This window comes from Burkholderia aenigmatica (genome assembly GCF_048627025.1).
Lineage (GTDB): Bacteria > Pseudomonadota > Gammaproteobacteria > Burkholderiales > Burkholderiaceae > Burkholderia > Burkholderia aenigmatica.
The window spans coordinates 1,566,064-1,578,508 of the sequence record NZ_CP184469.1 but is presented as its reverse complement, the minus strand read 5'-3'; the positions used below and the strand labels follow the sequence as shown (position 1 = coordinate 1,578,508).

The window sequence follows — 12,445 nt, the reverse complement described above, 5'->3', positions numbered from 1 at the left end:
AAAAGCCGGCGGATCTGAACGATCAGTCGGCGAGCGGCTGCGGCGCACGGCGCCGCTGCCAGTTTCTTTCACTGAAATGCAGATAGAGCAGGCCGGGCAGGCCGAGCGCGAGTTCGCGCGCGCGCTTCGCGAGCGACAGCGCGAGCGCCGCGTCGGGCGGCAGTCCGACCAGCGGCGCGAGCAGCAGGTAGCCGCCTTCCTGCGCGCCGAGCGAGCCCGGGATCGCGAAGGCCGCGCCACGAATGGCCTGGCCGACGCTCTCGAGCAGCAGCGCGTCGAGCCAGCTCACCGGGTGCCCGAGAAAATGCAGCGCGAGCCACACTTCCGCGGTGCCGACGATCCAGCCGACGAGACTCAATGCGAACGTCTTCGCGACCTTCGCGCGATCGCGATACAGCGCGCCGACCGCGTCGTCGATCGCGTCGGCGCGGGTGGCCAGCGACGACCAGTCGCGCGGGCCGAGCAGCTTCGACGCGAGGCGCAGGCCGCGGCCGAACAGCCCGCGCCGCTGCGCCACGTAGAACAGCGCGGCGAGAGCGCCGAGCACGCCGGTGGCGATCAGCGCGGGCGTGCGCAGGTGCGCGACCGATTCGTGTGTCGCATACAGGCTGAACGCGGCGATGCCGATCAGCGCGAACGCCATCTGCGCGAGCGCCTGCATCGTCGTGCTGACGGTGACGGCCGCCGCCGCGTCGGCCATCCGCGTGCCGCGCTGCGCGAGGTGGCGCACCATCAGCACGGGGCCGCCGATCTGCCCGGCGGGCAGCAGGCTGTTCACCGATTCGCCGACCCAGCGCGCACGCAGCGCGTTGCCGAGTTCGGCGCCCGGCTGGCCGGGGCGGAACATCACGGAGATCGCCATCGCGTCGATCACGAGCGGCACGACGTGGAACGCCGCGACCAGCGCGAGCCCCCAGCCGGCCGCGAGGAACGTCGACGCGACCGCGCCGACGCCCTGCCATGCCAGGAGTGCGACGAAGAGTGCGGTCCCGAGGGACAGCAGGATGAGGCCGGCGCGTGTCATGACCCGGTCGTGCGCCGCGTTGCCAGTTGCTTGAACACCTGGCGGAAACCGAAATACGCGATCGCGTCCTTCATGTTCGAGATGAAGCGCTTCCACGGCCGCATGCCGGGGTTCGTCACGTATTCGAAGGTGAGCGACACGCGCATCTCGTTCTGGCCGAGCGGCGTGATGCGGTGGCGCAGCTTGTCGCCGTCGAACAGCACGATGCCGCCGTCGGCGATCTGCACGGAGCCCGGCTCGTCGGCGACGTCCGGATTGCGCGTGTGCAGCTCGTAGTCGAGCCGGCACGACGATTCGTCGATCACGCCGATCAGCAGCGTGTAGCGGCGGCCGTCGTAGTACGACGTGTCGTAGTGCCAGCCGATGTGATCGCCGGGCTTCGTGTAGTAATACAGCGCGTACGCGTGCGGATCGTCGTCCGGCGACAGCATCAGCTTGTCGCCCGTGACCTTCTCGAGGAAGGAGATGAGTGCCTTCGAACGATACAGTTCGGCGATGTACGGCGCCTGCTCGTCGATCGTATGACGGCTCACGCTGCCGCCCTGCTTGTGACCGGGCAGGTAATTGCGGTTCAGGCCGGCCTGCATCGCGCGGGCGGCGTCGGCCAGCTTCGCGTGCGCGTCGGCCGGCAGGAATGCATCGAGGTACAGGAACGAGCCCTGGCGCGTGTAGTCGTTGCGCACTTGCTCGAGGTCAAGATGGCCGACGCAGTCGGCCACGGTGCGATCGGGGTCGGACGCGGCGCGCACGGGCGCGGGGCGTGCCGGGCTCAGCACGGAGTCGTCGCGCGTGCTAGTCATTTGGAAGCCTGGATTTCAGTGGAATTCTGCGGAACATTGCCGCGCCGGACGATGCGCCACCAGTCGATCACGACCCACGCGGCAAACAGCGGGGCGCCGATCGACGCCGCGAGCAGGAACGGCTCGACGCCGTCGAACAGCGTCACGAGCGGCAGCAGGTACAGCACGTCTTCGGTTTCGAAGCCGCCGGCGAATGCCTGCTTGGTGCCGGCCTTGCCGGCGAACGATTCGATGCGCATGCGCAGGAAGAAGATCAGCGCAACGGCGGCGCCGGCCACCGCGCCGAGCAGCACCGGCGACGCGGCCATCTGGCCGCCCTGGGCGACGATGCCGAGGCCCATGCTGACGAACAGCGCGACCGTGACGAGCGCGTCTGCCGCGAGGTCGTAAAAATGACCGATCTTGCTCGTCTTGCCGCTGATGCGCGCGAGCTCGCCATCGGTGTGGTCGACGAAGTTCGACAGTACGATCAGGAACGCGCCGGCATTGCTCCAGCCGAAGCCGCCGTGCGCGAGGCACCAGGCGCCGGCGAGGCCGATCAGCAGACGAACGGTGGTGAGGTGATTCGGGGTGACAGGCGTGTCGACGAGCGGTCGGACAAGCGAGCGCGCCAGCCGCGCATCCCAGGTGCGTGGCAGGGGCGGTTCGGAACGTGTGGCGGTTTTTCTTTGGTCCATCGGCGAAATATATACGGAATTGTAATTTGGTGCTTTTTATTCGATCAATGTCCTGACATGAGGGAGTGTTACCGCGTCTTGCGGCGATTGGCCGGCCGAAAAGCGCGTGCGCGAAAGGGCGGCCAATCGGGGCCGCGCGATCCAGATTCCAGTGTGGTTCGCATCGGGCGGCTGTCAAGGACGGACGGGCCTCTCAGGCCGGTGCGGCGGTACTTTTCGCGCTTCGCTGCGCGCGTCGCGCGGCGCGTGCGAGCTTGATATGCGTCAGGTCGGAATGAGCCGCATCGGGTGACAATTGGCCGCGCCGGACGGGTGTCGTTCATTGCCGATGGAAAGGCGGTAAATGGCCGTCAAAATCCGCCGATTGATGCATGAGAGTTGGCGATCGGCGACGATTTTTCCTGCCCGATACTTTCGCGCACCTTTCGCGTGCATCCGCTTCAAACGGTGCGCCTGTCACAGAACGGTCGTTCGATACCCGGCAAATTCGACAAGGATCTTTTTCATACAGCGGACATTTCGCGGCGATCGCCTCTGCGATACTCCGACCGTGCCTGTGGTGCCGGCCGCCCCTCGCGGCCCCAAGGGCTTCATGTCGCTCAGGAGACACCCCCCGCGACGTCAACGACAGACCAAAGCGTCAGAAACCAGCCATGTCATCTTCACGCATCCTCGCTCCCGCCCTGCGTTCGCTCGTCCGCACCGCCGACGAAGCCGCCGCGCTGATCCGTCCCGGCATGACCGTCGCCATGAGCGGCTTCACGGGCTCGGGCTATCCGAAGGCCGTGCCGGCCGCGCTTGCCGCCCACATCGACGCGGCGCACTCGCGCGGTGAGGACTTCCGGATCAACGTGCTGACGGGCGCATCGACCGCGCCGGAACTCGACGGCGCGCTCGCCCGCACCAACGGCATCTCGATGCGCTTGCCGTACCAGTCCGACCCGACGCTGCGCGACAAGATCAACGGCGGCGAAGTCGATTACCAGGACGTCCACCTGAGCCACGTCGCGCAGTACGCATGGTTCGGCCTGTACGGCGATCTCGATGTCGCGATCGTCGAAGTCGCGGGCATCCGCGAGGACGGGCTGCTGATTCCGTCCGCGTCGATCGGCAACAACAAGACCTGGCTCGAACGCGCGAAGCACGTGATCCTCGAGGTCAACTCGCGCCAGCCGCTCGGCCTCGACGGGATGCACGACGTCTATTACGGCACCGCGCTGCCGCCGCACCGCAAGCCGATTCCGCTGACGAAGAGCGACGACCGGATCGGCGAGCCGTACCTGCGTTGCCCGGCCGACAAGATCGTCGCGATCGTCGAGACCGATGCGCCGGACCGCAGCAATGCGTTCCCCGCACCGGACGCGACGTCGAAGCAGATCGCGCTGCAACTGATCGACTTCCTGCGCCATGAAGTGAAGCGCGGCCGCCTGCCGGAAAACCTGCTGCCGCTGCAGTCGGGCGTCGGCAACATCACGAACGCGGTGCTCGCGGAGCTCAGCTCGGCCGGCTTTTCGAACCTGACCGCGTACACCGAAGTGATCCAGGACGGCATGCTCGACCTGCTCCAGGACGGCACGCTGGGCTTCGCGTCGGCCACCGCGCTGTCGCTGAGCCCGGCCGCCGTGCAGCGCTTCGCCGATGAAATCGCGACGTTCCGCGAGAAGATCGTGCTGCGCCCGCAGGAGATCAGCAACCATCCGGAGCTCGTGCGCCGTCTCGGCTGCATCGCGATGAACGGGATGATCGAGGCCGACATCTACGGCAACGTGAACTCGACCCACGTGATGGGCACGAAGATCCAGAACGGCATCGGCGGCTCGGGCGACTTCGCGCGCAACGGCTACCTGTCGTGCTTCATGTCGGCGAGTACCGCGAAGGGCGGCGCGATCTCGCGGATCGTGCCGATGGCGAGCCACGTCGACCATACCGAGCACGACGTCGCGGTGGTCGTCACCGAGCAGGGCCTCGCGGACCTGCGCGGCCTGTCGCCGAAGCAGCGTGCCCGCAAGGTCATCGCGACCTGCGCGCATCCCGACTATCGGCCGATGCTCGAGGATTACTTCGAGCGCGCGTCGCGCGAAAGCTTCGGCAAGCACACGCCGCACCTGCTCGCCGAGGCGCTGTCGTGGCACGAGCGCTACGTGCGCACCGGCACGATGAAGGCCTGACGCGGCACGCCTGCCGCGCGTGAGCGTCGCGGGGCAGGCGGCGCGCATGCGGTGCGCGTATCCGTCCGTCGATCGGCCGGATCGTCAGTCCATCGCCGCATGCGCGACGTCGACGCTCGCCGCCTTCTGCGGCGGGCGGATCAGCAGCAACAGCGGGATCATCAGCAGCGTCGCGACGAACATGAGCTTGAAGTCGTTCAGGTACGCGATCATCGACGCCTGCTGGTTGATCGTGCGGTCGAGCAGCGCAATGTCGAGGCGGCTGCCGGCCATCGCCTGCACGGCCGGGTTGAACGGCGTGATGTGGGTCGCGAGGTCGGCATGCGCGACTTGCGTGTTGCGCGTCATCAGCGTCTGGACGATCGAGATGCCGATACTGCTGCCGATGTTGCGCATCAGGCTGTAGGTGGCCGTGCCGTCCGCGCGCAGGTCGGGCGGCAACGTCGAGAACGACAGCGCGCTCAGCGGCACGAACACGAGCCCCAGCCCGAAGCCCTGCACCACGCCGGGCCACACGATGTCCGCTTCGGACAGCACGATCGTGTACTGCATCATCTGCCATAGCGCGAGCGCGGAAATCGACAGCCCCGCAAGCAGCAGCATCCGCGCATCCACGTATTTCAGCAGCCTTCCGACGAACAGCATCGCGATCATCGTGCCGGCGCCGCTTGGCGCGGTGACGAGGCCCGTCGTCGCGACCGGGTAGCCCATCAGGTTCTGCAGCATCGGCGGCAGCAGCGCGCGTGTCGCGTACAGCACCGCGCCGACCACGAAGATGAACAGCGTGCCCGTCGCGAAGTTGGGGTCGCGCAACAGTTCCGACTTGAAGAACGATGCCTTGCCGACGGTCGCGGTATGCGTGAGAAAGAACGCGAAGCTGAGCGCCGCGACGAGCGCCTCGATGCGGATCTCGTATGAGCCGAACCAGTCGAGCTGTTCGCCGCGGTCGAGCATCGCCTGGAATGCGCCGATCGCGAGCGCCAGCGTCGCGAAGCCGAATGCATCGAACTTCACGTGCGGGCGCGGCGCGCGCGCGGGCAGGAAGGTCATCACGCCGGCGAGCGCGAACGCGCCGATCGGCACGTTGATGAAGAACACCCAGCGCCAGTTGTAGCTGTCGGTGAGCCAGCCGCCGAGCGTCGGGCCGAGGATCGGGCCGACCATCACGCCCATCCCCCAGATCGCCATCGCCTGGCCTTGTTTCTCGCGCGGGTTGATGTCGAGCAGGATCGACTGCGACAGCGGCACCAGCGCGGCGCCGAACACGCCCTGCAGCAGACGCGCGCCGACGATCTGCACGAGCGTCTCGGCCAGCCCGCACAGCGCCGACGCGACGGTGAAGCCGGCGATCGACACGATCAGCAGCCGCTTCACGCTGAGCCGGTCGGACAGCCAGCCGGTGAGCGGCGTCGCGATCGCTGCCGCGACGATATAGGAGGTCAGCACCCACGTGATCTCGTCCTGCGACGCGGACAGCGTGCCCTGCATGTGCGGCAGCGCGACGTTCGCGATGGTGCTGTCGAGGGTCTGGATCAGCGTGGCGAGCATGATCGACAGGGTCAGCATCGGCCGGTTCAGGGCGGGCGAGGCGGGGGCGTCGGCGGCGGGGTTCAAGCGGGTGTCTCCGTGGGGCGGTCGCCGTGGGCGGCGATCCGGTATGACGCAAATTATAAGCATGCGTATTATATCTCCGCTTATGGCTGCGTCTCGAGCGGGAGGCAGTTGCCGGCTCGACCCTATAATCGCCGCATGGACAAGACTTACGAGAACCGGATCGGTTACCTGATCGCCGATGTGGCGCGCCTGAACGGGCGGCTCTTCGACCGGCGCGCGAAGCGCATCGGGCTGACGCGCGCGCAGAGCCGCGTGCTCGCGTACCTGACGTGGAAGGGCGAGATGAATCAGGCGCGGCTGGCCGAATGGCTCGAGATCGCGCCGATCACGCTGACGCGGCTGCTCGACCGGATGGAAAGCTATGGCTGGATCGAGCGCGTCGCGAACGACGACGATCGCCGCGCATTCGTGATCCGGCTGACCGACAAGTCGCGCGAGATCTTTCCGCAGATGCTCGAAGTGGGGGACACCGTCGCCGACGACGGGCTGCGCGGCTTCACGGCCGACGAGCGCGATACGCTGGTGCGGTTGCTCGGGCGCATGCGCCACAACCTGATCGACTGCGGCGGGGAGTGATGGGCGCCGCCATCCGGCAGGCCGGATGAACGGCTTGAAAATGGCGGGAACACCGGAAGGCGGCGCGCGAGCACGCCGGGTCGGCCCGTATTCCGGCGTGGGCATCTTCATCGCCGTGGCGCCGGTGCCGATACGCGGCGCGGCCTTCGTCCGGCGCGCGCGGGGCGATGCGCTAGTCACGCTCGACGGAGGGCTCGCGTGGGCGTGGGCGACGCGACCGGTTACGGCTTTGGCGAGGCCGTGTGCTCAACGGGCCAGCACTGCGAGCGTGATTGCCGCCAGATAAAGCCCCACACCGTACGACAGATGCGTGATGAGACTGCGCCGTCGCGCGACGCCCGGGTTCGGCGTGCGCGACGCCGCGATGCCGAAGCCGAACGCGGGCTGCATCACGAAGAACGGCGCGACCACGCTGGCGAGGCCGGCGACGAGCGCGGGGAGCGGGGTCGGCGTGCCGATCCATTCGGTGCCCGCGATCGCGACGGGCAGCGCCGCGAACGCGATGCCGATCGCGTAATGCGCGATCCAGCCGAGCGCGCGTTCGCCCGGCACGGGCGCCGCGGCGCCGATCGACACGTGCCGGAACCGGCCTTGCATCATGTGACCGATCCAGCGGCCGACCAGCGCGTAGTCGAGCGACGGAATGCCGAAGGCACGCCGCCGGAACAGCGTCCACAGATCCATCACGAGCGTGGCGCCCGCGCCGATCAGCAACAGGTTGAGCAGGACGTCGGGCGGGCTCATCGCGAGCCTCCCCGAAGAACGGAAAAGGCTGCGCGGTGCAGCGGAATACAGCGTGGTTTCAGCGGTTTCATGGCAGTCCGGGCTTGTCTTTATGGAGTCGAGCGACTATCTTGCAACTTCAAGTTCACTTGAGGTCAAGCATGAGCCGGCTGGACATTGCAGATGTGGCACGACGCTCGGGATTGCCCGCGTCGACGCTGCGTTACTACGAGGAAAAGGGGCTGATCGTCCCGACCGGCCGCCACGGGCTGCGGCGGCAATACGACGAGTCGGTGCTGGAGCGCCTGGCGCTGATCGCGCTGGGCCGCGAGGCCGGGTTTTCGCTCGACGACATCCTCGCGATGGTCGGCACGGACGGCCTGCCTGCGATCGATCGCGCGAAGCTCGACGGCAAGGCCGACGAACTCGACCGCACGATCCGCCGTCTCGGCGCCGTGCGCGACGCGTTGCGGCATGCGGCCGTGTGCCCGGCATCGAACCATCTCGAATGTCCGTCGTTCCAGAAGCTGCTGCGGATCGCCGCGCATCGCCACCCGGCGCGCCGCACGAAGACGGAAGGCGCGTAGGCGCTCGGCCCGCGCGATGCGCATGCATTGGCGGGGGGGCAGTGGCGATTCGGCGGCACGTCGCCATTCATGGCCGACGGACATTGCATTGCAAACAGGAACAACGGGGTTGCCGCGTGTGGTTTTTACTTGTGCTTTACGTGCTTCCTGCCGCGTATGCGGCATCGAAGGTCGGGCCGCATTACGGGTTTCTCGCCGGGTGCGCGACACTGGCCGCCGTGCTGGCGATGCAGACCGCGCTACTGACGTGGGGGACTGCCCTGTTGAAACGGCGGCGTGGGTCCGTTGGGCAGCCTGAGACGAGCGCGACGCCCGTAGCGGCCGATAGTCTGGATGACGAACCGGCTGACGAGCCCGACGACACGCCCGATGTGCCGCTTCGATATGGCGAGCATGCCCGATTCAAGCAACTGGTCCTGATTGCCGACGCCGCACGGCCCGAGGTTACGCGCCGGTTCTACGACAAGGCGAAGCGGGCGATCGAAGCGTACGTGGATGTCGAGACGGGGCGCGACGGTTCGGGCGCGGCGATGGTGTCGACGGCCGACCTCGCCCCGGCAGACGGCCTGCCCGCCGCGCCGCCGGACGAAACGCTGGTCGTGTTCGTGTCGAACGACGGTGCGTGGTCGGGGTTCCGCGTCGGCGACGACAGCTTCCGGTTCCGCCACGGCGCAATCACGAGACTGCGGTTCACGCATGTGATGCCGGTTCGCTGGAACGGCGACTACATGGTGACGTTCTGGTTCGACGTGCCGAAGCGGGAGCGCCCTACCGATTACAACGCGTATCTGACCGGGTTCGATATCGGGGTGGACCGTGCCGGCCACCGTTCACGCACGCTCACCCATGCCTGTCGTGAAATCGCGTCGGTGCTCGACGTCGCGTTCGACGTCGACGAGGTTGGCGACGACTGAGTCATCCCGCGTAATACACACGGCATTCCTGCTCGCGCCCGCGCACGATGCGCTTGCCGACGAGCGAGCCGTACGTTTCGGTGAAGACGGTGCGCTGGTGCTCGCATTGCAGGGCGTCGTAGAAATAGAGCGAGACCCAGTCGGTCGGGCGGGAGGCTTCCGGCGTGCGCATCGCGGCATGGAGGCACAGCGCGGTGAAATGCCAGCCGCCCTTGGTCATGTGCATCACGGGCAACGGCACGTAGCCGTCCGCGTTCAGGCGCCGATGCACGGTTGCGCGTTGCACAACGCCAGGCGTCGGCAACGCACCGGCGGCGGCCTTGTTGCGATACAGACGGTCGATGTAGAGCAGCAGTTCGACAGGCGGCTCCGTGCCGGGCCCGGCGTCCTGCACGCGGCCCTGCCAGCGCCGACGGCGGCTCAGCACGTCGTCGAGCGCGGTGCGGATGCCGGCCGCGCGTCGCGGGCCGACGCCCGTGATCGTTTCGAGCTGGCCGTTGCGGGCCGCGCGTTCGAGCTCCTCGAGCGTATCGATATGCAGCAGGTCGTGAATGCGCAGCGCGAGCGCGTGGCCGATACCCGGCACCGCCTCGAATGCGGACGTGCGTTCGGCGTCGCCGCACAGCCGGTCGAGCTGGCGCCAGCGCCCCGTCACCAGCAGCTCGGCAATCGCCTGCGCGACGCCTGTGCCGATCTCGGGCAGCGTGCCGAGCGCATCGACGCCGCCGGACTCGAACACTGCGCGGATATCGAGGTCGAGCGCATCGACCGTCTCGGCCGACGCGCGGTACGCGGCGACCCGATACGGATTCGCGCCCTGGTCAGCCAGCCGCTGCGCCGCCTCGCGCAGGCAGGTCGCGATATGGCGGTTTTCCTCGTACGTTTGGCTGGCGGTCGTCTGCATGGCGAGGGACCCGGGGAAGCACAAACGGAATGGACACGGCTAGCGATGCGCCGGTCGGCTTTTTAACATTGTCGCGATACGCGATGAAGAAAACTTGACGCACGTCAATGGCAAACGTAGCACAGGTGCGAAGCGCACGGTCGTGCCGGATCGTGGCACGACCGTGCGTCGCGTGACGCGGTCACGCGTCGAGGAACGACTGCGCGTTCTCGGCCTCGGCGGCCGTGCGCAACGCGGCGAGCGCCCGTTTCTCGATCTGCCGCACGCGTTCGCGCGACATGCCCGCGTCCTGCGCGATCGCGTCGTAGGTATCGGGCTCGGCGCCGCCGAGGCCGAACCGCCGGCGCAGCACGTCGGCCTCGGCCGGCGTGACCGACTGGAGCAGCGACCTCACGCACTCGCGCATGCGCGTGTCGGCCAGTTGCTCGAACGGGCTGGCCGACGCCTGGTCCTCGATCAGCTCCACCAGGCCGGTGTCCGCGTCGGGCAGCGGCGCGTCGAGCGATACGGGCTCGGCTGGCAGCGCGAGCACCGCGCGCAGCTTGTCCTCGTCGAGGCCGGTTTCGGCCGCGAGTTCGGCCGGCGTTGCGCGGCGGCCCGTGCGCTGGCGAAACCGCAGCGCATGCCGCTGCACACGCTGGTACTGGTCGCCGACGTGCACGGGCACGCGGATCGTGCGTGCGCGATCCGCGACCGCGCGCGCGATCGCCTGGCGGATCCACCAGGTCGCATAGGTCGAGAACTTGAACCCGCGCCGGTATTCGAATTTCTCGATCGCGCGCATCAGGCCCAGGCTGCCGTCCTGCACGAGATCGGGCAGGTCGACGCCGCGGTTCATGTACTTGCGCGCGATCGACAGCACGAGCCGCAGGTTCGCTTCGAGCATCGCGCGCGTGGCGTCGCGCACTTTCTGCTGGCCGTCGGTGAGCGCGGCTGCGAGTGCCCGTCGCGCGACCGTGTCGAAGCAGGCGGCGTCGCCCGCTGCGGTGCCATGCGGCGCAGACGCGAGCGTGCGCACGACGCGGCTCGCGTCGTCGACGGCCGGTGCGACCCACGCGATCGCGCCGAGCAGGGCGGCCACGCGGTTGCGCGCGTCGCGGTATTCGTCCGAACGGAAGCCATGCGCGTGCAACGCGCCGCGCAAGGCCGCGACGGCCGCCTGCAGCGCGTCGTCGCTGACGGGCGCGGGCGTGTCTGCGCTGTCGTCATCGGACGATCCGGCGGCGCCGGTCGTTGCCGTTGCGCGGTGACGCGCCAGCAGCGCGTCGACGGCGGCCGGACAGCCGGCGAGCGCGTGCAGGATCTGGTGGCGGCCCGTTTCGATCTCGCGGGCGAGCACGATCTCGCCTTCGCGCGTGAGCAGCGGCACGGCCTGCATGCGCCGCAGGTAGAGCGCGAGCGGATCGGTCGACGCGCTCGTGCCGCGTGCGAGGTCGCCGAGCATCGCGCGGCCTTCGTCGAGCGCATCGCGATCGACGTCGACAGGCACCGTGCCGGCGAACGGCGCAGGTGCGGCCGGCTCGTCGAGCACGGCGATGCCGATGTCGGCGAGCGCGGCGCGCACGACGTCGAGCGCGTCGGGGCTGTCGCTTTCGGGCGGCAGCGCGTCGACGAGGTCGGCGTGGGTCAGATAACCCTGTTCGCCGGCGAGCGCCAGCAACTGGATGATCGGATCGAGCGGCGTGTCCGCCCGGGGAGTGGGGCGTGGCGTAGTCATGTCGATGGCGGCGTGAGCCGCGTTCCTGTCTGGGCGGGCCGAAGTCCGCCGGTTTCGGGCCGCCGGTTGCTCGCGAACCCCTGTCCGCGCCGGCCAGCCTGACATCGTTCAAGTTGAGGGCATTTGCGCGAACTTCAACGCGGGCGCGGCAGACGTGCCAGCACGCGGCATGCCCACGCGGCCGTCCGGCACAGGAAACAAAAAGTAACCGATCATACCGAGCGGAAATCTGCAGGGGACGTAAGCTAGAGTCAGGCGCCGCCCGGCGGCGGCGCGTGGATTCTGCCGGAGCAACACATGACCCCGATTCCTGCCGCGAGGTGTGCGGTATTCGCATTGACGACGCTGACCCTCGGCGGCTGTTATTACACGAGCCCGTATGGCTATGCTCCGTATTACGCGCCGGCACCGGCCACGCTGACGCAGCGCGAGCTACCCGTCACGCCGGCTACGCCGGGCACCGCTCCACCGGGCCCGACGTCGGCGGCGGTTGCGCCGCCCGAGGCCGATTCGGCGCCTGTCTACGTCGCGCCGGCCTATCCGCCGCCGTATCCCTATCCGTATCCATACTATGCACCCGCGTATTACCCGGGCTGGTATGGCTGGGGCGCGCCGGCCATCTCGGTCGGCTTCTGGGGCGGCTGGGGCGGCGGCTGGCGTGGACGCGGCGGGTACGGGCATCGTCCGTGGGGCGGCGGCCACTGGGGTGGCGGCTGGGGCGGGCATCGGCATTGACCGGCG

At 68.3% G+C, this 12,445-nt stretch carries 12 protein-coding genes; 5 read left to right on the top strand and 7 right to left on the bottom strand.

Annotated features, from left to right (window positions below; translation table 11 throughout):
- Positions 1-22: 22 nt before the first annotated feature.
- The 3 genes from ACN8ZM_RS24100 to ACN8ZM_RS24090 are packed head-to-tail and all read right to left on the bottom strand — an operon-like array spanning position 23 to position 2,501.
- Complete coding sequence (locus ACN8ZM_RS24100; protein WP_089453211.1) at positions 23-1,024, bottom strand: HpnL family protein; 1,002 nt, start codon at positions 1,022-1,024, stop codon at positions 23-25.
- A complete protein-coding gene (locus ACN8ZM_RS24095; protein ID WP_043183307.1) occupies positions 1,021-1,824 on the bottom strand; it encodes a HalD/BesD family halogenase in 804 nt (267 codons plus the stop codon). The genes ACN8ZM_RS24100 and ACN8ZM_RS24095 overlap by 4 nt, the downstream gene beginning before the upstream one ends.
- A complete protein-coding gene (locus ACN8ZM_RS24090) occupies positions 1,821-2,501 on the bottom strand; it encodes a CDP-alcohol phosphatidyltransferase family protein (protein ID WP_089453210.1) in 681 nt (226 codons plus the stop codon). The genes ACN8ZM_RS24095 and ACN8ZM_RS24090 overlap by 4 nt, the downstream gene beginning before the upstream one ends.
- Before the next feature lie 653 nt (positions 2,502-3,154).
- Between ACN8ZM_RS24090 and ACN8ZM_RS24085 the strand changes: the two genes are divergently transcribed.
- Positions 3,155-4,669 carry an acetyl-CoA hydrolase/transferase family protein gene (locus tag ACN8ZM_RS24085; protein WP_420212584.1) on the top strand — a complete coding sequence of 505 codons (1,515 nt, stop codon included), beginning with the start codon at positions 3,155-3,157 and terminating at the stop codon, positions 4,667-4,669.
- Positions 4,670-4,753: 84 nt separating this feature from the next.
- On the opposite strand, the gene ACN8ZM_RS24080 is transcribed toward ACN8ZM_RS24085, so the two are convergent.
- On the bottom strand, positions 4,754-6,283 hold the full coding sequence (locus ACN8ZM_RS24080) for a DHA2 family efflux MFS transporter permease subunit (RefSeq protein ID WP_089453208.1): 1,530 nt from the start codon (positions 6,281-6,283) through the stop codon (positions 4,754-4,756).
- 135 nt (positions 6,284-6,418) lie between these two features.
- Here ACN8ZM_RS24080 and ACN8ZM_RS24075 point away from each other — a divergent pair, with 135 nt between their 5' ends.
- Positions 6,419-6,859 (top strand): MarR family winged helix-turn-helix transcriptional regulator, encoded by a 441-nt coding sequence (locus ACN8ZM_RS24075; protein WP_043183319.1) that lies wholly within the window; start codon positions 6,419-6,421, stop codon positions 6,857-6,859.
- 246 nt (positions 6,860-7,105) lie between these two features.
- Here ACN8ZM_RS24075 and ACN8ZM_RS24070 read toward each other — a convergent pair whose 3' ends face one another.
- Complete coding sequence (locus ACN8ZM_RS24070; RefSeq protein WP_420212583.1) at positions 7,106-7,603, bottom strand: DUF2938 domain-containing protein; 498 nt, start codon at positions 7,601-7,603, stop codon at positions 7,106-7,108.
- A 140-nt stretch (positions 7,604-7,743) separates the two neighbouring features.
- Here ACN8ZM_RS24070 and ACN8ZM_RS24065 point away from each other — a divergent pair, with 140 nt between their 5' ends.
- A complete protein-coding gene (locus ACN8ZM_RS24065) occupies positions 7,744-8,169 on the top strand; it encodes a helix-turn-helix domain-containing protein (protein ID WP_043183323.1) in 426 nt (141 codons plus the stop codon).
- Positions 8,170-8,396: 227 nt separating this feature from the next.
- Positions 8,397-9,083: a hypothetical protein gene (locus ACN8ZM_RS24060; protein WP_420212664.1), complete on the top strand. Its 687-nt coding sequence runs from the start codon at positions 8,397-8,399 to the stop codon at positions 9,081-9,083.
- Between the two features lies 1 nt (position 9,084).
- On the opposite strand, the gene ACN8ZM_RS24055 is transcribed toward ACN8ZM_RS24060, so the two are convergent.
- Both ACN8ZM_RS24055 and ACN8ZM_RS24050 read right to left on the bottom strand, forming a co-directional pair.
- Positions 9,085-9,987 (bottom strand): helix-hairpin-helix domain-containing protein, encoded by a 903-nt coding sequence (locus ACN8ZM_RS24055; protein WP_089453204.1) that lies wholly within the window; start codon positions 9,985-9,987, stop codon positions 9,085-9,087.
- 181 nt (positions 9,988-10,168) lie between these two features.
- Positions 10,169-11,704 (bottom strand): sigma-70 family RNA polymerase sigma factor, encoded by a 1,536-nt coding sequence (locus ACN8ZM_RS24050; protein ID WP_420212582.1) that lies wholly within the window; start codon positions 11,702-11,704, stop codon positions 10,169-10,171.
- A 297-nt stretch (positions 11,705-12,001) separates the two neighbouring features.
- On the opposite strand from ACN8ZM_RS24050, the gene ACN8ZM_RS24045 reads away from it, so the two are divergent.
- Positions 12,002-12,439, top strand: coding sequence for a hypothetical protein (locus ACN8ZM_RS24045; RefSeq protein WP_301766645.1), 438 nt, complete (start codon positions 12,002-12,004; stop codon positions 12,437-12,439).
- Positions 12,440-12,445: the final 6 nt, after the last annotated feature.

Excerpts from the sequence above, each read along its gene's own strand:
- ACN8ZM_RS24100 (WP_089453211.1), bottom strand. The coding sequence starts at position 1,024 with ATGACACGCGCCGGCCTCATCCTGCTGTCCCTCGGGACCGCACTCTTC.
- ACN8ZM_RS24095 (WP_043183307.1), bottom strand. The coding sequence starts at position 1,824 with ATGACTAGCACGCGCGACGACTCCGTGCTGAGCCCGGCACGCCCCGCG.
- ACN8ZM_RS24090 (WP_089453210.1), bottom strand. The coding sequence starts at position 2,501 with ATGGACCAAAGAAAAACCGCCACACGTTCCGAACCGCCCCTGCCACGC.
- ACN8ZM_RS24085 (WP_420212584.1), top strand. The coding sequence starts at position 3,155 with ATGTCATCTTCACGCATCCTCGCTCCCGCCCTGCGTTCGCTCGTCCGC.
- ACN8ZM_RS24075 (WP_043183319.1), top strand. The coding sequence starts at position 6,419 with ATGGACAAGACTTACGAGAACCGGATCGGTTACCTGATCGCCGATGTG.
- ACN8ZM_RS24070 (WP_420212583.1), bottom strand. The coding sequence starts at position 7,603 with ATGAGCCCGCCCGACGTCCTGCTCAACCTGTTGCTGATCGGCGCGGGC.
- ACN8ZM_RS24065 (WP_043183323.1), top strand. The coding sequence starts at position 7,744 with ATGAGCCGGCTGGACATTGCAGATGTGGCACGACGCTCGGGATTGCCC.
- ACN8ZM_RS24060 (WP_420212664.1), top strand. The coding sequence starts at position 8,397 with ATGCAGACCGCGCTACTGACGTGGGGGACTGCCCTGTTGAAACGGCGG.
- ACN8ZM_RS24055 (WP_089453204.1), bottom strand. The coding sequence starts at position 9,987 with ATGCAGACGACCGCCAGCCAAACGTACGAGGAAAACCGCCATATCGCG.
- ACN8ZM_RS24050 (WP_420212582.1), bottom strand. The coding sequence starts at position 11,704 with ATGACTACGCCACGCCCCACTCCCCGGGCGGACACGCCGCTCGATCCG.
- ACN8ZM_RS24045 (WP_301766645.1), top strand. The coding sequence starts at position 12,002 with ATGACCCCGATTCCTGCCGCGAGGTGTGCGGTATTCGCATTGACGACG.